This is a genomic window from Daejeonella sp., assembly GCF_044232565.1.
In the GTDB taxonomy this organism is placed as follows: Bacteria; Bacteroidota; Bacteroidia; order Sphingobacteriales; family Sphingobacteriaceae; genus Daejeonella.
On the sequence record NZ_JBIILQ010000018.1, the window covers coordinates 1 to 21,141 of the forward strand.

General features: G+C 37.4%; 15 protein-coding genes. 5 read left to right on the top strand and 10 right to left on the bottom strand.

Annotated features, from left to right (window positions below; all coding sequences use genetic code 11):
* The 6 genes from ACILQF_RS02180 to ACILQF_RS02205 all read right to left on the bottom strand — a co-directional run.
* On the bottom strand, positions 1-703 hold a 703-nt coding region (locus ACILQF_RS02180), incomplete at its 3' end, for a Mur ligase family protein (RefSeq protein WP_395625774.1).
* Complete coding sequence (locus tag ACILQF_RS02185; RefSeq protein ID WP_395625775.1) at positions 703-2,805, bottom strand: penicillin-binding protein; 2,103 nt, start codon at positions 2,803-2,805, stop codon at positions 703-705. The genes ACILQF_RS02180 and ACILQF_RS02185, both read right to left, overlap by 1 nt.
* 36 nt (positions 2,806-2,841) lie before the next feature.
* Complete coding sequence (locus ACILQF_RS02190) at positions 2,842-3,261, bottom strand: FtsL-like putative cell division protein (RefSeq protein ID WP_395625776.1); 420 nt, start codon at positions 3,259-3,261, stop codon at positions 2,842-2,844.
* A gap of 3 nt (positions 3,262-3,264) precedes the next feature.
* On the bottom strand, positions 3,265-4,182 hold the full coding sequence (gene rsmH / locus ACILQF_RS02195; protein WP_395625777.1) for a 16S rRNA (cytosine(1402)-N(4))-methyltransferase RsmH: 918 nt from the start codon (positions 4,180-4,182) through the stop codon (positions 3,265-3,267).
* Entirely contained in the window at positions 4,175-4,642 is a 468-nt protein-coding gene (gene mraZ / locus ACILQF_RS02200; RefSeq protein ID WP_395625778.1) for a division/cell wall cluster transcriptional repressor MraZ, read from the bottom strand. The genes rsmH and mraZ overlap by 8 nt, the downstream gene beginning before the upstream one ends.
* Before the next feature lie 596 nt (positions 4,643-5,238).
* Entirely contained in the window at positions 5,239-6,159 is a 921-nt protein-coding gene (locus tag ACILQF_RS02205) for an AraC family transcriptional regulator N-terminal domain-containing protein (protein WP_395625779.1), read from the bottom strand.
* Between the two features lie 218 nt (positions 6,160-6,377).
* On the opposite strand from ACILQF_RS02205, the gene ACILQF_RS02210 reads away from it, so the two are divergent.
* Positions 6,378-7,883 carry an aldehyde dehydrogenase family protein gene (locus ACILQF_RS02210; RefSeq protein ID WP_395625780.1) on the top strand — a complete coding sequence of 502 codons (1,506 nt, stop codon included), beginning with the start codon at positions 6,378-6,380 and terminating at the stop codon, positions 7,881-7,883.
* Between the two features lie 166 nt (positions 7,884-8,049).
* Positions 8,050-8,424, top strand: a complete 375-nt coding sequence (locus ACILQF_RS02215; protein WP_395625781.1) for a DUF779 domain-containing protein — start codon at positions 8,050-8,052, stop codon at positions 8,422-8,424.
* Between the two features lie 116 nt (positions 8,425-8,540).
* Here ACILQF_RS02215 and ACILQF_RS02220 read toward each other — a convergent pair whose 3' ends face one another.
* A complete protein-coding gene (locus ACILQF_RS02220) occupies positions 8,541-9,524 on the bottom strand; it encodes a sterol desaturase family protein (protein ID WP_395625782.1) in 984 nt (327 codons plus the stop codon).
* A 353-nt stretch (positions 9,525-9,877) separates the two neighbouring features.
* On the opposite strand from ACILQF_RS02220, the gene ACILQF_RS02225 reads away from it, so the two are divergent.
* From ACILQF_RS02225 to ACILQF_RS02235, 3 genes are all read left to right on the top strand, one after another.
* The gene (locus ACILQF_RS02225; RefSeq protein WP_395625783.1) at positions 9,878-10,285 is read left to right on the top strand and encodes a DUF2452 domain-containing protein; all 408 of its coding nucleotides are present in this window, start codon (positions 9,878-9,880) and stop codon (positions 10,283-10,285) included.
* Positions 10,286-10,469: 184 nt separating this feature from the next.
* Positions 10,470-12,863, top strand: a complete 2,394-nt coding sequence (locus tag ACILQF_RS02230; RefSeq protein ID WP_395625784.1) for a hypothetical protein — start codon at positions 10,470-10,472, stop codon at positions 12,861-12,863.
* A 217-nt stretch (positions 12,864-13,080) separates the two neighbouring features.
* Positions 13,081-14,418: a M24 family metallopeptidase gene (locus tag ACILQF_RS02235; protein WP_395625785.1), complete on the top strand. Its 1,338-nt coding sequence runs from the start codon at positions 13,081-13,083 to the stop codon at positions 14,416-14,418.
* Positions 14,419-14,666: 248 nt separating this feature from the next.
* Here ACILQF_RS02235 and ACILQF_RS02240 read toward each other — a convergent pair whose 3' ends face one another.
* The 3 genes from ACILQF_RS02240 to ACILQF_RS02250 all read right to left on the bottom strand — a co-directional run.
* Positions 14,667-17,162 (bottom strand): PIG-L family deacetylase, encoded by a 2,496-nt coding sequence (locus tag ACILQF_RS02240; RefSeq protein WP_395625786.1) that lies wholly within the window; start codon positions 17,160-17,162, stop codon positions 14,667-14,669.
* 130 nt (positions 17,163-17,292) lie between these two features.
* The gene (locus ACILQF_RS02245; RefSeq protein ID WP_395625787.1) at positions 17,293-18,669 is read right to left on the bottom strand and encodes a RagB/SusD family nutrient uptake outer membrane protein; all 1,377 of its coding nucleotides are present in this window, start codon (positions 18,667-18,669) and stop codon (positions 17,293-17,295) included.
* Between the two features lie 18 nt (positions 18,670-18,687).
* Positions 18,688-21,141: SusC/RagA family TonB-linked outer membrane protein (locus ACILQF_RS02250; RefSeq protein WP_395625788.1), on the bottom strand; the 2,454-nt coding region annotated here is incomplete at its 5' end.

A 21,141-nucleotide genomic window follows, 5' to 3' on the forward strand; every position in this document is an offset into this window, starting at 1 on the left:
ATGCGAAAGCCTTATTGTTGAGACCATCAAAGAAGCCTTTTTTAGCTTTTAAATATGAATCAAAGGTTTTATGGAAATCGAGGTGATCATGAGTAAGATTAGTAAATATTCCGCCGGCAAATTCAAGACCTTCAATTCTAGCTTGTGCTACTGCATGTGAGCTAACCTCCATAAAGCAATAGTCGCATCCAGAAAGCACCATGTCATTCAGTAAAGAATTGAGCTCAAGCGGATTAGGAGTAGTATGTGTGGAAGCAATTACAAGATCATTAATTTGATTTTGAACGGTTGAGAGCAATCCAACTTTAAAGCCTAAATCTCTAAACAATTGAAAAAGCAAGGTTGCGATGGTAGTTTTACCATTAGTGCCCGTAACTCCAACTAGTTTGAGCTTTGAAGAAGGATTATCGTAAAAATTAGAAGCGATGATTCCAAGTGCTTTTGCAGAGTTTTCGACCAAGAAATAATTTACATTTTGCCTGATGTTTGAAGGAAACTCCTCACAAAGGATTGCGTTGGCACCTAAATCAATTGCTTTATCGATAAAAGCATGTCCGTCGGATTCTGTGCCACGAATAGCTACAAATAAGGCCCCAGGGACAGATATCCTAGAATCGAAGCAGATAGTTTCTACCACTTGGCTTGTTGAGCCAATCACCCTCGTTAGGGGCACACCGTATAATATATCCTTGAGAATCTTCATTATTGCAGCTCTAAAATAATGGGTACATCCTTATTAATACGCGTTCCAGCTAGCAGCGACTGCCTTATCACCCTGCCGCTTCCATGAATCTGAGTTTTTAGTCCGGAGTTACCCAAAACAAATAATGCATCCTTCAATCCCATTCCATTTACATCCGGCACAGCACCTTCAATTAGCTTAATACTTTTATTGGCTACACCAGAATTAGTGTCAAGCTTTACATAATCCGAATTTCCGGCGAATGAAGCTTTGAATCCGAATGCTTTATATACATTTTGAGTCGCCTTTGTTGCACCTGTTTTTACTACTGGCATTTTTAAGCTTCCAACAAATTTCTGTTCTTTTATAGATTCATACATCTTTACATCGCTGGCATACACCCGGTCGGCAATCTCGCGAAAAACCGGACCGGCCACAGATGCAGCATAGTAGGTTCCTTTACGTGGGTTATTTACTACCACGATTAATGAATATTTAGGATTATCCGCTGGGAAGTATCCACAAAAAGAAGCTTGATATTTTTTATCCACTTGGTAGCCCTTATCAGCATCCGCAACCTGAGCAGTACCTGTTTTTCCGGCAATACGATATAATTTAGAAGCAAGACCTTTACCAGTACCCTCAGTTACCACCCCTTCAAGAAGAGCTTGAGCTTTTCTAACGGTTTTGTCAGAAACAATTTGTTCATTGATTACTCGAGCCTTAAATTGCTCAACCGTATTGCCAAGGCGGCGAATTTCGCGCACAAAAATTGGTGCAATGTATTTGCCATCATTGGCAATGGCATTATAAAAAGCAAGCATTTGCAGTGGTGTTATTTGCATTTCATAGCCATAAGCCATCTGCGGAAGCGTTTGTTTCGTATTCCAGCTTCGATTTTTAGGATTTTTTATTACTGGTGATCCTTCACCGGGAATTTGAAGCATTAGCTTTTTGTTCAATCCCCATTTGTAAAGATTCTCCGAAAATTTAGTCTGATCATTTTGATAAGCCGCGTTAATCATTTTAGCGATGGCTACGTTTGAAGATTCTTCGAAAGCTTTTTTAACCGTTACGGTACCGATGCCACCATGCGAATCACGAATGGTATGACCTGGAATGCGATAAGTACCATCACCAGTTGCAATCATAGTATTGGTATCTACCTTATTATCTTCTAGAAGAGAAAGGTAGGAAGCTAATTTAAAGGTTGAACCCGGATCCTGACTGGCAGCGATTGCATAGTTAAACTGCTCCTCATAGTCGCCGGATTTCAATTTACTAAAATTGGCTACCGCACGAATTTCTCCAGTTGCAACCTCCATAAGAATTACACAACCATGATCTGCATCGCTAGCAATCAATTGCCTTTTAAGTGCCCTTTGAGCAACATCTTGCATATTGATATCGATGGTAGAGATAATATCAGCACCTTCTTTAGGAGCAATTTCAATATCCTGATTTACAGGAATAAAAACCCCTCCTGCAATACGCTGCATTAACCTACGACCACTTTCACCATCAATAAATGAGCTATATGCCCCTTCTAAGCCCACGGGTTGAACATTTTTATTCTTATAGCCAATTGTTCGCTTGGCTAATGAATTGAATGGTAAGATTCTTTTATTTAATGGGACTGCAATCAATCCTCCCTTGTAACGGCCAAGATTAAAGATTGGAAACTTTCGTACAACCTTTAATTGTTGATACGTAACATTCCTTTTCAGGAGCATATAACGTGATTTATCGGCACGAGCTTCTCGTAGCATTCGAGAATATTGACTGGACGATTTATCTCCGAAAAATTCAGAAAATTTATCCGCAAGCGAGTCAACTTTTTCAAAAAAAACAGCGTCTTTATCGATGCCGGCGGCGAGTAAATCCATTCTTACCTCATACTCTGGGACCGAGGTAGCAAGCAGACTTCCATCCACAGAATAGATATTTCCACGAGCCGCTTCTACATTCATGAAACGCGTAGAAAGACTATCGGCCTTAGCCCTCCATTTGGCACCTTCCACAACTTGTACATTAAATAATTGATAGAGTACCGCAAAAGCTAATAGCACGATTAAGCCAAAGGCCAAATACACTCGGAGCAATATGTCGGTTCTAATATTCAATGTTTTAAATTTTTGTTTTGTTGCTACTTTTTGTTGTTATTTAAATTCACCTACGGTGATTACGATTTTTTTAGGAGGGTCATTGGGCTCTATTAAACCGAGCGTATCCACTTCTGCTGCAACCTCTGTTTGTGTACTTTTAAGCATTAGATCGGCTTTTAAAGTCTTAAAATCCCAGCTTAGCTCCTTAACCTCTTTACCTAATTTATCAATGTCACGAATGTTATTTTCGGCTAGATGACGGTTGGCGATATAAATCATTCCCAAAAAAGCGATGAAGATAATGAACGGAAAAAAGTCGGTAGCTGTCTGCTTGGAAACCACACCTTCTGTAAATAATTGGGTAAAGAAATTTTTAGGAATCTCTACCTTTTCATCTAGATCAGGAGCTACTTCAACTTTTGCAATTGGCTCAATCTCCTCGTCTGCTTTATTAGTTCTAAATTGATTAGCCATTAATTAAGCTTTTGATAAATTTTTCTTCACTGCTATTCTTAATTTCGCACTTCTTGCACGATTATTTTGCGCTATTTCCTCATCAGAGGCAACAATTGCTTTGCGAGTTAAACTTTCAAGTGGCTTGATTTGATTTCCGAAAAAATCAACCTCAACCTCGCCATGAAATTTACCCTTGGCAATAAAATTCTTTACAAGCCTATCTTCAAGTGAATGATAAGACATGACCACTAAACGACCCTCAGGCTTTAATACATCTACTGTTTGCTCTAAAAATTCTTTTAAAGCCTCTAATTCTTGGTTAACCTCAATGCGTAGTGCTTGAAAAACTTGAGCCAAGTATTTATTTTCTTTCCCTTTCGGAATTAATTTAGCAATAACAGTTTTTAAGTCCTCCACAGTATTTATAGGCTTATTCAACCGCTGAGTAACCAAAGTATTGGCTAATGTTTTTGCATTTTTTATCTCACCATAAATCCCAAAAATACGGTGTAACTGCTCCTCACTATAGGTATTAACTACCTGTTTAGCAGTAAGTAAGCCCGCTTGATCCATGCGCATATCGAGTTCAGCATCAAAGCGAATAGAAAAGCCACGCTCAGCTTGATCAAATTGATGAGACGATACACCTAGGTCGGCCAGGATACCATCTACTTGTGTAGCCCCTTGCAGGCGACAGTTATTTTTTAGGTAGCGGAAGTTTTGATCTATAAAAGTTAGGCGAGCGTCGGCAGGTATATTCTTTTGCGCGTCGGCATCTTGATCAAATGCAATTAAACGGCCTTTAGGGCCTAAATGTTTTAATATTTCTCGAGAATGACCACCGCCACCAAAAGTTACATCAACGTAAGTACCAACGGGATTAATATTTAAACCATCGATGCACTCCTGCAACATCACGGGATTGTGATAATTAGTCATTCGCCCCCCTTCTTGCAGTATTGCCCATTACCTCTTCGGCGAGGTTGGCAAAATTTTCAGGTTCACTATCTAGTTGATTATCATAGGCATCTTTTGCCCAAACTTCAATTTTATTAAGTACGCAAGAAAGAACCACCTCACCAGTGATACCTGCATATTCCATTAAAGCCTTAGGGAAAAGAATACGATTAGCCGAATCGAGGCTTAACTCAGTGGCACCACGAGTAAAATAGCGGATAAAATCACGACTCTTTTTTTCGTATGCATTAAGCTTGCTCAGCTCTTCGGTAATTGAATCCCATTCCTTTTTAGTGTAAATCACTAAATGCTTCTCGAAGCCACGATTGATCACAAGACCTTCACGCTCCGCTTCCGGAAGCTGCTTTTTCAGGCTGGATGGTACCATCATCCGGCCTTTAGCGTCAAGTTTACAATCAAATTCTCCTAAGAAATGGGACATTGTGTTTTTTTATTCTATTATTTAACTGTAAAAGTAAAAAACTTACCACTTTTTACCACTATCTCCCACAAAAAAGTTTTCCACAGTTTTTATTAGGTGGTTAGTTGGTTGGTTGGTTGCTTGGTTAAGGGTTAGCGGCTAGGAGTTTATCTGCTTATGCAGGGGTGTTTAAATTGTCTTTTGTCAAGCCAAGGGGAATCAAAAACTGCATTTTTTTCAATTAAAATTGTTGTATGACAGTCAAGGGGGCAAGACTCTCTTCAAAATACCTAATTAATTAACCATAAAGCTAAGTTTATTAACTATGCGTTACAATTAAAACTCTCGGATAGCAATTGTAAGTTTAGGCAGTTTGTATTAAAGAAGAACTATTTCTGTTCTATCCCTTCGAAAACCTGGTTAGCTTAGGGTTTATATATCTTGAGGCGGACAAAAATATATTGTTCAAACAGAAAATTTTATTCTAATCGACGATCCTAGAAGAATCCTTGCAGTGTACAACGACAAACTCTTATTTGAAATTGAACGAATAAAAGAAGATATAGCAATTTAAAAAGGCGAGAAATGATTTCCAGACTAATTATTCGCAAGAAACATTAATGAGGCTGCTGCTCAGACAAATAATAATTGCCTGGAGTAGTGCCAACAGCTTTCTTAAATGATTTTATAAAATAATTGGCATCTGTAAATCCTAGTTCAAAACTAACAGCCATCACTTTTGATCCCGGATATTTCAATAATTGTTTGGCTCGGTTAATTTTTTCGGAAAGAATGAAATCATTTGGGCTCATCCCCAATTCACGTTTGAACAACCTATAAAACGTAGCCTTACTCATGCAGGCTTTATCGCTAAGGCTCTTAATACTTATTTTTTGATTAAGGTTAGCTTTAATATATTCAGTGACATAATTTAAGGGTTTGTTATTGCCCAGATTTTTATCTGAATTAAGAGTTAAATGATTCTGAGTTTGCATAACCCTAACCAGTAATTCTTTTATTGATAGATCAACCAAAATGTCTTTTGACTTCGACATTTCAGTGGAAATCCTAATAATCTTATTAATAAGATTACATATCTCTTCATTATTGTTAAAATGGATTTGCCCATAATCCAAGCCCCACTGATCTAAACTTGAGTTTTTAGGATAAAATTCATTTAGATAATTTATAGTTTTTTTGATCTGATCATGATCAATAGCTAATGCAACACATTGGGTAGGATTATCATCTGCTGCCTCAGGAAAATCGATTTTCATAGTTACCCCTGGAGGAACAATAACTGACTGGCCTGGCAAGTAATCAAATCCAATCCTATCCATCAAATGCATAACTTTTTTCCCTTTTAACATACTTGTGATTACAAAATCATTGAATGTTAAAGGCACTTGGAAAGATTTAGAATTGGTTTCAAAAACATTTAATTCACATCTATCGAGCGCATAAACTGATCGATTTTCAACGAGCGTCTGCAGATTGTCTCTTTTTGTCAGACCTACATTATCTAATAAATGAAGCATACGACTTAATTAATAGGTTTTATTGAAAGACCATCAAATGATGATATTTAATTAATAATCCTAATATACTGAAACTATATTACTATTACTTGCAACTATTGTACTACCTGAAAAATCCAAATTCGGTTATTTTTGATTTGACTAATAATTATATCCTTAAGAATACGAAGATCTTAATAAAGAGCTCTTCATTCTTATTGACAAAAACACAACTCATTATGGAAAATTTATTAAAACGTCCTACATTCAAACCACATTACGACAATTACATAGGTGGAAAATTTGTCCCGCCCGTAAAAGGAGTTTATTTTGACAATATTTCGCCAATCGATGGCAAAGTATTTACAAAAGCTGCAAGGTCCGGCAAGGAAGATATTGATCTTGCTCTGGATGCCGCACATGAAGCATTTAAGACATGGAGTAAAAGCTCACCTACCTACCGTAGTAATATCCTCTTAAAGATTGCAGATAAAATTGAAGCCAATCTTGAATACCTTGCAATTGTTGAAACAATTGAAAACGGCAAGGCTGTTAGAGAAACGCTTGCAGCAGATCTTCCATTGATTGTAGACCATTTTAGATATTTTGCAGGTGCTATCAGAGCAGATGAAGGAACTATTTCTGAACATGATGAACATACTGTTAGCATCGCATTGCATGAGCCAATTGGTGTTGTCGGACAAATAGTACCTTGGAATTTCCCTTTGCTGATGGCAACTTGGAAAATTGCACCTGCATTGGCAGCTGGTTGCTGCACCGTAGTAAAACCTGCTGAGCAAACACCAGCTTCTATTATGATACTTATGGAACTGATTGGCGATCTTTTGCCTCCGGGAGTTCTAAATGTAGTTAATGGTTATGGAATTGAAGCAGGTAAAGCATTGGCAACCTCACCCAAAATCTCCAAAATTGCCTTTACAGGAAGTACTACTTCCGGAAGGTTGATTATGCAGTATGCAGCTGAAAACATTATCCCCTCCACAATGGAACTTGGTGGTAAATCACCTAACATTTTTTTTGAATCTGTTGCCAATGAAGACGATGAGTTTTTCGATAAAGCTGTAGAAGGTGCAGTAATGTTTGCATTGAATCAAGGAGAAGTATGTACTTGTCCATCCAGAATGTTAATTCAGGAAAGCATTTATGATAAGTTCATTGCTCGTGTAATTGAACGTACAAAAGCCATTAAAACCCTCCACCCATTAGATAAAACAAGTATGATGGGTGCTCAAACATCGAATGAGCAATATCAGAAAATACTTTCCTATCTGAAAATTGGCAAAGATGAAGGCGCTGAAGTTCTTACAGGTGGCTCGGCCAATAAATTAGAAGGTGAATTGGAGACCGGATATTATATCGAACCAACCATTTTAAAAGGCCATAATAAAATGCGCATTTTCCAGGAAGAAATCTTCGGACCGGTAGTATGTGTAACGACCTTTAAAACCGTTGAAGAGGCCATTGAAATTGCAAATGATACACTTTACGGATTGGGAGCAGGTGTCTGGACCAGAGATGCTCACCAGTTGTATCAGGTACCAAGAGCGATTCAGGCTGGCAGAATCTGGGTTAACCAATACCATGCTTACCCGGCACATGCGCCGTTTGGTGGATATAAAAAATCAGGCTTTGGTCGCGAAAATCATAAAATGATGCTCGATCATTACCGCAGCACAAAAAACATGTTGATATCTTACGATAAGAATAAATTGGGATTCTATTAATCAATTACCAATTTCATCTTTGATTCTGAATGAGTTCATCTCATTCAGAATTTTTTCATTAGTTAAAAATTGTTTTTAAAAGGCTATGAAGCATGCATGAGCTCATATTCATTCCCTTGAGTAATCGGTAAGCTCATGCAGGTTTCAATTGTAAAGATTTAAGATCATGAGTACAAATAGAATTGATGCAACACCCAGAGCACTTGAAATTATCCAGCAGCTAAAAAACGAGCATGGTGAACTCATGTTTCATCAAAGTGGAGGCTGCTGTGAGGGCTCCTATCCGCATTGCTTCGAAAAAGGAGGGTTTTTAGTTGGATCAAATGACATTTGCATCGGTGAAATTGCAGAATGCAAATTTTATATGGCGAAGGACCAGTTTGAGTACTGGCGGCATACCCATCTTACGCTCGATGTAATTGAAGGAAGAGCAGCGAGTTTTTCATTGGAAGCTACTTTGGATGTCGGTTTCTTAATCCAATCAAGGTTATTTACAGAAACTGAATTAGCAGATCTGGAACCTATTGTTGAATCTGAATAATAATGACCTAAAACCAATCTGGTTAAATCAAAAAAGCCGCATCCTAAATTTTAGGATACGGCTTCTTTTTTATGATTTTTGCCTGTTAAAATATTGCTTTTTAGCCAATAGAGTCCCTAAGCTTTATTCAACATCGCCTTCCTTAATGCCGAAGTAGTTTTATGATCGCCTGTATGACTCCAGCCGGGTGGCATAAATAAATATAAAACCTTATTTTTAATACCCGGAGCGTTCCAAACATCTTTCACAAGAGCAGTAATTTCACCGAAATAAGCATCCAGAAAACTGTTGGGTTTAATCTCTCTGGTAATTCCGTATTCAATTTTCACCTCATCTTTTTCAGGTTGGTAAGTCTTAAAAACCTTATCCCATACATTTAATAAATTGCAATAATTGGTATCCATATACTCCAAGTTCTTCGCATGATGTACCCGATGGTGCGAAGGCGTTAAAATAAACTTTCCCAAAACACCCAATTTGGCATTTTTCATCACCGATTCACCAATATGAATGAATGACCCATAGGTGCCATCAATGAACATGATCACAAATAACATAGCTGGCGGAACCCCGGCAAGCATACAAATGGAGGTTCTAATAATATCTGCATAAGGTCCTTCAAGAAAAAAATGGGAATAGGAAACAGATAAGTTCATGCTTTCGGGCGCATGATGAGTGGAATGTAAGCACCAAAAAAGCCTTACTTTATGTGCCAGAAAATGGTAGATAAAATGTGCGAACTCCCAGATAATATATCCGTAAATAAACCAGTACCAGGTAAATGAAATGGAAATAATGGCATACTTTTCAAATAATCCAATACAAAACATGGTCATTCCGATAGAAATGTATCTTCCTAATACCGAGTTAAACAAATAGCTGAAGAACGGAATTTTATAGGCAAAAACCTTAAATTTTTTGTAAAGGAGACCCCTACTCAATTCTAACATCAAAATAATAGGCAAAATTGGAGCAATAAATGAGGTAATACCTTGATATGTTGCAAGTGAAGCAAAATCGCCACTTTTGATGATCTTTAACAAGCCATCAATACCAAAAAAACCTTTGATCTGTTCAATAAGTATTTCTAAGATCTCCATAAAACCTATAAATATTAATTTTCTCTAAGACTAAATTAAAAATATAATTTGAAATTACGAGCTTGCATTTTTTATTTGCTGTGCCATTACGAGGTTTTTTTTCTGTCATTACGAGGGTACCGAAGCAATCTCTATTAATATTGAAGAGATTGCTTCGTCGTGCCTCCTCGCAATAACATGGGGGCTATAACTCCTCACAATAACAATACTGACACAATCCCCCTGTATTTGCAAACTCGATCTACAAGCCCTATCATTGCGGAATAGTCCGCAACTATTTACATTGTATTTACACAAGACATTCAATCTTTCATTAATTTTGTATTCTATTTTACATCAACCCAATTCTCCAAATGGAAGAAAATGAAGAAAAGCCTGATTTAGTAGTCTGGGACAAAGAAAATGGCTATTATCAAAAAGGTTTAAGTTACGGCAGTAATGTAAGTGCACCTGCAATTAAACTTGATAATGTTTCTGGTTGGAAGCAATCCAATGCTGATGTGGCGAACAAAAACTTCAAGACTAAGTTTGATGAGCTCAAAGAGGAATATGAAAAATTGGTTAATGAAGTTCAGCTCAATGAATTAGTATACTCCTCAAAATACAATTTCACCCCAATCATGGGTGAACTCTACCATTTGTACAGCAAAGCCGACGAAAGCCTATTTCTTTCTATGATTTCTCCAGACAGCTGGAATCAGAAATATTTAGGTTCCTTTAAATTGGATACGAGCCATAAATGGGCTAAGGTTGATCTTTAGATAAATTCATTTTTTTTAGAGCTATTTTACCAATACTGAACATTAAATAAGCATTATTGGCTATTTCGATTTAAATTTCTTTTTTAAATCCTGTTTTCAATTAGTCCAGATAACTCCGCTGGATAATTTTTGTGTCTGCGAAAAAAAACTTAATTTGTTTTTTTTAACCGACTAATCTTGAACCATGAATTTTCCTGCACTAAATAAAATTAAAATTGCATTCTTTTATGTTGCAGTAATCTGTTTTTCTCAAAACGCATTTGCACAGGTTTCTTTCAAATCAGGCGAACTTAAAATGAGCCTCAGCAAACAAGGATCTATTACAGAATTATCGAATTTATCCACAGGTAAAAACTATATCTCCACCGATACCATTTCTCCACTTATTACACTGGTAAGCAATAATAAACGATACCAACCGGGCTCAATGAGCTATGATAAAGTTCAGAAGAAAGTCACGCTGGGATTTAAAGAAACTGGAGTAACTATTGAGGTTAGGGCAACAAGTAAAAACACCCACCTGGTTCTGGAAATTATCAAGGCTGTACCAGCAAGTAAGATTGATGCCATTATTTGGGGACCTATCCCTAACACCATCAGTAAAACCATTGGTGAGATCATTGGCGTAGTACGCGATGGAGAAGTCTCACTTGGAATCCAAGTATTGAACATTAAAACACTCGGCGGTGATTACCCTACAAAAGAAGGTAGCACCTGGGCAAGAGGCATTACAGCAGTCCCGGCAAAATGGGGAAGTAACATACAGGCCTATTCTATTAACAGAGATCGCGAACGTTTTGTGGATGCCTGGGGTGGACTTTATAAAAACATGCCTGTGGAAGCTTTAAAGGGTGAAACGGTGGTCGGTAGCAAGATCGCAGTTTTTTCATGTAAAGAAGCCTTAACCTTCGATCGCCTGGAGCAAATTGAGATCGCAGAAAACCTTCCGCATCCAACAGTAAATGGGGTTTGGTTCAAAAAATCAAATCTGTATGGCAAATCCTATATGATCTCATCCTATGGGGAAAAAGATATAGATGAGATGATCGGCTATACTAAACGTGCGGGACTGGTATCCTTGTATCATGAAGGGCCTTTTAAGAGCTGGGGTAATTTTGTGTTGAATCCGGAACAATTTCCAAATGGAAAAGATGGCTTAAAGAACTGTGTAGATAAAGCTCATGCCGCAGGATTGTTTCTGGGTATGCATACGCTGACCAATTTCATCAATACCAATGACCCCTATGTTTCACCTATTCCAGACAAGCGACTCAGTTTCACCGGATCTTCCAAATTAATTAAATCCATTGATGCAGATCAAAACACCATTGAAGTTGCCTCTCCTGAATACTTTAATGATGAAAAAGGAAATAATCTGCATGCTGTAATGATTGGGAATGAATTAATTCGCTATAAATCAGTAAGCAGTACTGCACCTTATATTTTATTAGACTGTCAGCGTGGTGCTTTTGGCACAACAAAATCAGCTCATCCGGCAGGAAAACAGGTTGGAAAACTTTTTGATCATCCATACAATGTGTTCTTTCCCAATTTAGATATGCAAAGGGAAATTGCGAAAAATATAACCGACCTGATGAATGAGACCGGTGTAGATCATCTTGATCTGGACGGTCATGAAGGTGCTCTCGCGTCAGGTCAGGGTGATTATGCGCTTGAACTCTTTGCAAAAGATGTGTACGATCAGGTAAAACACGATTTTATAATTGGTACTAGTCTGAGTAAAACGTTCTACTGGCACATAGGCTCATACTATAATTGGGGTGAGCCCTGGTACGGCGGATTTAAAGAAAGTATGCAACAGTACCGCATCGATAATCAGGGTTTATTTGACCGGAATTATATGCCTCACATGCTGGGTTGGTATCTTTTGGCAGAAAACACTACCCTTCCGGAGATGGAGTGGATGCTGTCAAGAGCCGCCGGTTATAATGCAGGATTTGCCATGGTTGCACGACCGGCAGCATTGAGAAAAAACACACAGGCAGACCAATTGCTGGATGCCATACGTGAATGGGAAATGGCAAGAAACGGGAATGCTTTCAGCAAAACTCAACAGGAGGTTTTAAAAAATCCAAAAAATGAATTTCATCTGGAAAAGAGAGCGGAAGGTAAATGGACACTGCACCAGTATGCCATGTCGCCAGTTTTTACAAGAGAAAAATTTGAGCGTCAGCCGGGTGAACCCACGCATACCACCTGGAATTTACAGTATAACTGGAAAGAGCAGCCTTTACAATTCAGGATGCAGATTACAGGCGAGAAAGGCAGCGTGAAAAATATTAAAATGCAAATTGACAATTATAAGGAACTTTTATTCCCCATAGAATTATTAGCAGGTGAAAGCCTAGTTTCTGATGGTACAGAGACTATTCGCATTTACGATAAAAACGGAAAACCAAAGAACACTTTCAAATTACAGACGAGTCCGCCAAAAGTTTCATCAGGCTCACATGTCATTTTAATTGATTCTGATTACCCTGAAGATGATAGTCCGAAGATTGAAGTACAGTTTAAAGGACTTAATAAGATGGAGAATATTGAAGTTTCAAAACTTTAATGTTAAAAATCAACTAGTTGATTTCAGGTTAATTGTTTACTTTTCCTTAAGCTATACATTGAATTAAATAATATATATTCAGGGTTGTTATTATTTGAAAATTAGGACCATAGATATAAAAAAGGCTCAAATAATTAATTTGCATATCAATTTAGTTTGTCTCCTTTTGTTCAATAGAAGAATTTATTAAGCTTACCAAAGAAATATAAGTTTACGTATGAAAAAGAAATTATCCGGATTAATTGCATTTATTCTGCTTGCCATTACTACAAATGCGCAAATATTGCCATTGAAGGAGCAGGCAAGAATTATAGATGAGGTATTGGCAGACAGATTAAACAATCTCTTGCCCTCACTCATGGAAAAAAACAAGATTGATATGTGGGTAATTGTTTCTAGGGAATACAATGAAGATCCGGTCATCAGAACCATGCTTCCTGCAACCTGGTTAAGTGCAAGGCGTCGAACCATACTTGTTTTTTATAATAACCCGACAAAAAAGGTATTTAAGAAAATAGCTATTGCCAGATATAATGTTGGTGATGAGATTGAAGCGCAATGGGATATGAAAAAATTCCCGGACCAATGGGATGCCTTGAATGATATAATTGGGCAATATAAACCTGAAAAAATAGCCTTGAATACCTCCAAACATTTCGGACAAGCTGATGGTGTCGATCATACTGATTTCGAGGAATTGACACAAAAGCTATCAGCTGCAAACAAAACTAAGGTAGTTTCTGCTTCTGATCTGGCGGTAGCATGGTTAGAAACAAGAACTCCTCGCGAAATGCAGATCTATCCTCAATTGAACAGCATAAGCCATAAAATAATCGCTGAAGGGTTTAGCAGTAAAGTAATCACCCCCGGCATTACCACGAGCGACGACCTCGTATGGTGGTTCAGGCAAAAAGTGAATGACATGGGATTATCCACCTGGTTTCATCCTTCAGTCAACATTCAGAGAAATGACAATGTCGCTTTTGACCATTTAAAAGCATTTTCGAAAGAATCAAAAGATCAGGATAATGTAATTAGGATGGGTGATCTGCTGCATGTAGATTTTGGCATAAGCTACCTTCGATTAAATACTGATATTCAAGAACATGCCTATGTACTTGCTCCGGGAGAAAAAGAAGCACCAGCGTATTTAACTGATGGATTATCAAAAGCAAACCGCTTGCAAGATATCTTAACCAGTAAATTCAAAGAAAACAGAAGCGGAAACGAGATTCTTGCAATAGCATTAGCTCAGGCAAAAGAAGAAAACATCAATGGGACGATCTATACCCACCCGCTTGGATTTCATGGTCATGCTGCGGGACCAACGATTGGATTATGGGATCAGCAAAATGGTGTTCCCGGTAGCGGTGATTATCCCATGTATTATCAAACAGCCTATTCGATAGAATTAAATGCGGCTGTTGATGTAAAAGAATGGAATAAGCCAGTACGTTTTATGCTGGAACAAAATGGCTATTTTGATAAAAACGGATTCTGGTATATTGATGGCCGCCAAACTAAATTGCATTTAGTGGGTGGAGGTAATAATTGAGTTTGGAATGGTTAGTTACAGGTTGTCAGTTGTCAGACTGGCGACATCTGGAAAAAGGGCTTTCGATACCGCTGGCCGAGGCTGTTGGTGCAAAACCTGGAAATACTACCTTTACTAAAATGCCAATCGTTATGGCAAATAATAGTTAAAATAAAGATTTTAACAAATACGTTTCACTTTAATAATTGCAAATAAAAGAACAACAAATAAACTAATCGTTTACTTGTTGTTCTTTTTGAGATATATAATTATTTACCTAAAGAGATCAGATTAGTAAATATTCTGTAAGCACCGGGAACACCGGCAGGCAATTGCCTGAACCATGAATAGCCAGTAAAAACAAAGTTCCCTTTACCATGTTTGGCTATAAGTAATCCTCCATTCAATTTAGCTTCACCTGTATCGCCGCATGCAATAATTGCCTCATATTCTTTACTCCATTCATTAGAGAAGTACAAACCTCTTTCCTGAACCCATCCATTAAAATCAGCATTGCTGATCTTGTTAGGCGTGTTTAATACGGGATGTTCGGGTTTTAAGAATACAACTTCAGCATTTTCCTCTGTTACCCTATCACGTGATATTTTATAAGGATAAGGACCGGGATTTACTAAGAGACCACTATTAGTATTGTACTGAACAATCAAGTTTCCGCCATTATTTACATATTCCATTAGTTTGTTATGATAGATGGTAATACGATCTACTGTATTGTAAGCACGAACTCCGAGAATTATAGCGTCAAACTTTTCTAAATTTTCTTTATACATGTCACCGTCAGCCAATAGTGTTACTTCATAACCAATTTGTTTCAATGAACCCGGAACTTCATCGCCAGCACCCATTAAATAGCCTATGTTTTTACCTTTTTTTACCAAATCCAGTTTTACAACTTTCGCAGATGCAACAGGGAAAGAAACTTGCACCGGAATATGCTCGTAACTAATGGTGTTTAAACTTTTGTTATATGAATTTCCATCGATGGTAACAACTGCCTGAAATTCATCCTCTTTGGCATTTTCAGGCGAGCTAACCATAAATTGAAAAGTTTGCTCTTCACCCTCTTTTGCAAAAGTAAATGGTGCAGAAGCAGGGCTCACTTTCCAATCGCCCGGAATTTTTAATTCCAAAACACCTTTTAAATTAGCTTTACCAGATTTTACGGTAACGTTCACCTGTTTAGGTTGATTATCCGTAAACATATAAACCTTTTCTGCAATATTTGAAAATACTGGAGGTGAAACAATAAATGGCTGGTATATTTCTCCAGTTACAGTATCATTGTATTTATACTTTACTGGAATAGTAAATGTTATTGGTGTTCCTGCCACAGAGACAACAATTTTCACATTTGCTACAGGTCTATTTTCAGGAAGCCCAACATTTTCTTGTTTGGCAATATAGAACAGGCCAAGTGAATCTTTTCTTTCTAACCAATAGGGCTGTGAATAGGGAGTATTAGCAGGAACTGTTGAACTTGAAATGAATTTCTTGCCTACATTAGAAATCAATGCGGTATTAACTGTAGAATCCGACTTGAAAGGATAGTTTATTGAAACTATTGACACAGGTATTGCCGAACGATTGATAACCTCCAGTTGAAGCTTAAAGCTTTGTCCGGGACTTACAGAAGAATTACCTGCAATAGCCTCAAGAAAAAGCCCTGTTGATGCCTGAATAATATTTTGTATTTCATTTAATTTAGTCTCTTTCCAATAACTATCCGGCAAATTCTGGATTTCATTTTTGGCAAGGATTAGGGAAGGAACGATAGCAGAGGGATTAGAAGGATTAAAGCTATCAATGGCCTTATTTATGGCAATTTGCACTTTGCTACTATTTTGTATTCTTGACCAGCCCGTATTTACCCCTTCAAAAAGGTCAACTTTAGCTGAATCTCCCATAGTGTGTTGAAAGTAATCCATGTAAGCACCACGGGTTCCTGTAGATCCGAAACCCTGGCTTCTATGCATGCTTCGGCTTTCAGCTGAAAGTTCGCCATATGATTTTCCAAGTAGAGGATTAAATTGACCAACATCCATCTTTATTAGATTTTTCGCTGCTTTTTCAAACTCCTCGGGATTCCTAAATCCCCATGAACTTAAATTCCATACTAATCTCTTTACCTTCCAAACACTCACATATTTCAATTGCTCAGGAAATCTTTTTGGATCTGCTGCGGCAACAAAGGCATCTTCCGCTAAAATAGAAGAAGCACTATGCTGACCATGTCCTGCACGTGAATCTTTAGGGAAACGAGTAATCATAATGTCGGGTTTAACATTACGAATTACCCATACTACATCCGCTAATAATGTTTCTCTATTCCAGATTGAAAATACTTCCTCCGGATTTTTAGAAAATCCAAAATCATTGGCTCTGGTGAAATATTGTCTTCCTCCATCTAAGCGTCGGGCTTGCAATAGTTCCTGCGTGCGTATAACACCAAGGCCTTCTCTAATTTCAGGTCCGATCAGGTTTTGGCCACCATCACCACGTGTTAATGCTAAATAACTCGTGTTAAAAAGCTTTTCATTAGCCAGATAGGAAATAAGGGTTGTGTTTTCATCATCCGGATGGGCAGCCATGTACATCACATTACCCAATACATTTAATTTTTTTAAGTCCTGAAGAATTTTACTTGAGGATGGTTTTGCTGGCGCTTGAGCATAGGTGTTATTTTTAATATAACACAGTTGCACCATGACAAAGATGCTTGTCAGAACTAGTTTAGAATATTTCATATCTATATTATTGAATAACGTATTTGCTTATTAGAAGCAGTGGGAGCTTATTATTTAAAGAGATAATAGATCAGAACAAAAAATAATAATACTAACCAGAGTATATTCCGGTTAGTATTATTAAAGCTTTTTATTGAGGATTTTGGGTATAAGTTGAATTAATATCCAATTCCCTTTGAGGTATTAAAAACAATAATCTTGCTGTTTTTCCTTGCAAGGCCATTATTTCTTTTGCTTTTCCAAAACGTAAAAGATCTGGCCAACGATGATTCTCAAATGCTAACTCAACTCTTCTTTCTTTTAAAAGTTTTTCAGCAAATGTTCCGCTTGTGGCTGAACTGATGTCTGCCAACCCTGCTCTTGTTCTAACCTGATTGATCAGCGCATACGATTCTGTTGTTTCTCCGAGTGCTTCAGCAAGCATTAAAAGTACATCAGCATATCTTAGCACAATGAAGTTATAATCAGCTTCATTTATTGGGAAAGAAGATGTAGTTCCATATTTAAGGATAAACCTACCTGCATTAAGTGGGCCATTTAATGGATTCATAGATACTGCAAAACGTTTGTCACCTGCTTCATAGGCTGCTTGCATTTCTGGTGTTGGTCTATTTTTATAACCACCTGTTGTTTGAATTAATAATGCTGAAAATTCATTAGTAAATGAATTTCCGGTATTGGTACCGCCACCTTTAAATTGAACTTCAAAGATAGATTCTGCATTATTCTTATTGGATAAACCCCAAATATTAGCATAATTAGGGGTTAAAACGTAACCATAGGTACTGATTATTCTTCTTAACACTGGAATTGCTAAGGTTTTCTCTCCAGTAGTTAGGTAGATTTTAGCCAGCAAAGTTGCGGCGGCACCTTTAGTTGCTCTTCCTACGTTTGTTCCTGTATACTTAATGGTTAGCAAACCTTCTGCTTTAATCAAATCAGTAATTAATTGCTTGTAAATATCTGCAGCAGCAACCTGAGGATAGGTCTTTCCTTCTTCAGTTGATATTTCAGATAATACAAGAGGAACTCGTCCGAAATTAACGGCCAAATTATAATAGAATAATGAACGTAAAAACAATGCCTCGCCCTTAATACGATTTTTTAAGGCTTCATCCATTGAAACTGCATCAATTCTACTTAAAACCAAATTCGCTCTTCCTATACCTACATAAGTATCTAAATAGGATGAATTGATTATTTCTGCAGTTGCCGCATTTTCGCCAAAATTGTCGATTATATTCATATTCGCACCCAAACCGGTCTGATCAGCACCACCATCCGTATTATCTGAACGCATTTCGCCCATTACCCAATAACTTTGGTTGTACGCTCCGTTTTGATGTAATGCTTTATAAACAGCATTGATTGCTCCTGTCATATCATTTCCATCTCTGTAAAAGTCATTCACATTTCGTTGAGAAATGGGACTTAAGTCGGTAAATTTTTCGCTGCATGCGCTTAATAAAGAAATAAGCACTAATGCACTAGCTATTTTATTTTTCATCTTTCTTATTATTAAGATTTACTTAAACGTTGCATTTATTCCAAATGTAAAATTCCTTGATAATGGATATGCTCCATAATCCTCTCCTTGAACACCTGTAGAGGTTGATTGATTATTTACTTCAGGATTGTAACCAACATAATCGGTTTTAGTAAACAAGTTGGTTCCTGAAACGTATAACCTTACTGCTGGAAACATCTTTCCTAAGAACTTTTCTGCAAAAGTATAAGCAAAAGTTACATTTCTTAGTCTGATGTATGAAGCATCTTCCACTTGATAGCTAGATGGACGGTTGTTAAAACCATGCAAATCTCCAAGTCTGTCTGCTCTTGGAACTTTTCCATTTCCAGGTTCAGCAGCTGAAACCCATCTTTCGTTAACAACAGCAAAAGAGTTCACATTAGCCTCACCGTTAGCAAGATGTCTTCTGGTTAAGTTCAATACATCAGATCCCTCTACTCCCTGAATTAAGAAACTTAACTCTGCTTTTTTATAGGTAAAACGGTTAGTCATACCATAGGTAAAGTCTGGCTGATAATTTCCGATGATAGTTCTATCATTATTATCAATGATACCATCACCATTTACATCTTTAAATTTAAAGTCGCCAGGAGCTGGTTTTGGAGCTAACCTATCTTTCGGTGCAGCTGCAATTTCTTGTGTAGTTTGATAAATTCCTTCAACCACATGTCCGTAATAGCTACCAATTGGATGACCAATTTTCGTAATATGGCGAATTCCTGCACCACCACTGCTTAGAATTGGGTCACCTGAAGGACCTAATTTTAATACTTCATTCACATTTTTTGAGTAGTTAAAATCTGTGGTCCAGGTAAATTTGCCCTGGATATTTGCACTGGATAAGGAAATTTCAAAACCTTTGTTTTCTACTTCACCAATATTTTGTAAGGGATTTGAGTTTCCAAAACCAACAGCTGCTGGCACCTGAACATTTAACAACAAATCTGATGTTACCTTTCTATAATAATCAAAGGAGGCATAGATTCTGTTACTTAAGAAACCAACATCTAAACCAACATCAACTTGTGTATTCTTTTCCCAGGTTAATAAGGAGTTACTTGGTGTTGATGGTGCAAGACCATTAGCAACAGTATTGCCAAACACATAATTAAAAGGATTCAATAATCCGATTGACGCATAGTTTGGAATTAAGAAGTTACCTGTTTTACCCCAGCTTGCTCTTAATTTCATCTCGTTCATGAATTTTAAGCTTTTCATGAATGGCTCATCTGAAATTCTCCATCCTGCAGAAACTGAAGGGAAGTAACCTATTTTATTTCCTTCACCAAAGCGTGATGCCTGATCAGAGCGAAGGGTAGCAGTTATTAAATATTTATCATTAAATGCATAGTTTACCCTACTTAAATAGGAAACTAGCGACCATTCTTCTTCAGCTGCAGTTCCACCGGTCACCTGTCCTCCACTTACTGTTTTAACTAAGTCATCAGGAAAATTCTCTGCCTGCACCTGATTCATACGAATCTTGTCTTTTTGTGCAGTATAACCAGCTAAAGCTGAAATCTCATGTTTTCCTAAAGTTTTGGAGTATGAAAGTGTATTTTCAACTAACCAATTGGTTTCAAGAGATGTATTTGATTGTCCGAATGGGATACCAACTGTTGCATTTCTGTCTAAAAATGCTTTTTCTCTATAATAATTTTTATTATAATTATTGATATCTGTTCCACCCATAATCCTAAAATTCAGATCTTTAAAAATACTATATTCCGCAAAAGCTGTTGCGAAAGTTCTGAATTGGGAAAGGTTATCGTTGATATGCGCAACTACTGCAAGAGGATTACTTGAAGCAGTCATATTTGTAGCTCTTCCTTCTGCAGTCAATAAATGCGACTGGTTATTGGTTTGATTGATAGAACCATCAGCTAAATAGGGACTAACAGTAGGGGAATGTACCAAAGCGGTATAGACTGCTCCTGGAGGATCAGCAAAATAAGGAGCACTTGTTGATCCTCTTGCCTGATCTGTAAATGATGGATTTAAACTAAAGCCTAACTTTAAGTTTTTAATTGGATTAGATTCTAGATTAATTCGGAAACTGTATCTCTTAAATCCGGTTCTGTCTACAATACCACCCTGATCGAAGAAGTTACCTGAAACATAGTAGCCTAATTTTTCGGAACCGCCGGAAAGCGATAAGCTGTAGTTTTGAACGGCAGAAGGTTGGTACAAAACATCTTGCCAGTCTGTATCAACTCCCGTTGGATTTAAGAAATCGGAAGGTAGCTGATAACTTGTATTTGTGGACCTTGCAAAACGTGTATTGTTATTATCACTAATGCTGGCTGTTGGAAAATCTTGTAGGTATGCGTTGTTTTTTGCTTCCAAAACATATTTAGATAATTCAGCTGCATTCATTAGGTCAACCTTATTAGCAAGCGTTTGAACACCATAGTATGAATCGAAGTTCACAACCGGAGTACCATCTCTTTT

What these genes read in the sequence shown, in the direction of transcription:
- ACILQF_RS02190 (WP_395625776.1), bottom strand. Translation starts at nt 3,261, where the DNA reads ATGGCTAATCAATTTAGAACTAATAAAGCAGACGAGGAGATTGAGCCA.
- rsmH (WP_395625777.1), bottom strand. Translation starts at nt 4,182, where the DNA reads ATGACTAATTATCACAATCCCGTGATGTTGCAGGAGTGCATCGATGGT.
- mraZ (WP_395625778.1), bottom strand. Translation starts at nt 4,642, where the DNA reads ATGTCCCATTTCTTAGGAGAATTTGATTGTAAACTTGACGCTAAAGGC.
- ACILQF_RS02205 (WP_395625779.1), bottom strand. Translation starts at nt 6,159, where the DNA reads ATGCTTCATTTATTAGATAATGTAGGTCTGACAAAAAGAGACAATCTG.
- ACILQF_RS02210 (WP_395625780.1), top strand. Translation starts at nt 6,378, where the DNA reads ATGGAAAATTTATTAAAACGTCCTACATTCAAACCACATTACGACAAT.
- ACILQF_RS02215 (WP_395625781.1), top strand. Translation starts at nt 8,050, where the DNA reads ATGAGTACAAATAGAATTGATGCAACACCCAGAGCACTTGAAATTATC.
- ACILQF_RS02220 (WP_395625782.1), bottom strand. Translation starts at nt 9,524, where the DNA reads ATGGAGATCTTAGAAATACTTATTGAACAGATCAAAGGTTTTTTTGGT.
- ACILQF_RS02225 (WP_395625783.1), top strand. Translation starts at nt 9,878, where the DNA reads ATGGAAGAAAATGAAGAAAAGCCTGATTTAGTAGTCTGGGACAAAGAA.
- ACILQF_RS02230 (WP_395625784.1), top strand. Translation starts at nt 10,470, where the DNA reads ATGAATTTTCCTGCACTAAATAAAATTAAAATTGCATTCTTTTATGTT.
- ACILQF_RS02235 (WP_395625785.1), top strand. Translation starts at nt 13,081, where the DNA reads ATGAAAAAGAAATTATCCGGATTAATTGCATTTATTCTGCTTGCCATT.
- ACILQF_RS02240 (WP_395625786.1), bottom strand. Translation starts at nt 17,162, where the DNA reads ATGAAATATTCTAAACTAGTTCTGACAAGCATCTTTGTCATGGTGCAA.
- ACILQF_RS02245 (WP_395625787.1), bottom strand. Translation starts at nt 18,669, where the DNA reads ATGAAAAATAAAATAGCTAGTGCATTAGTGCTTATTTCTTTATTAAGC.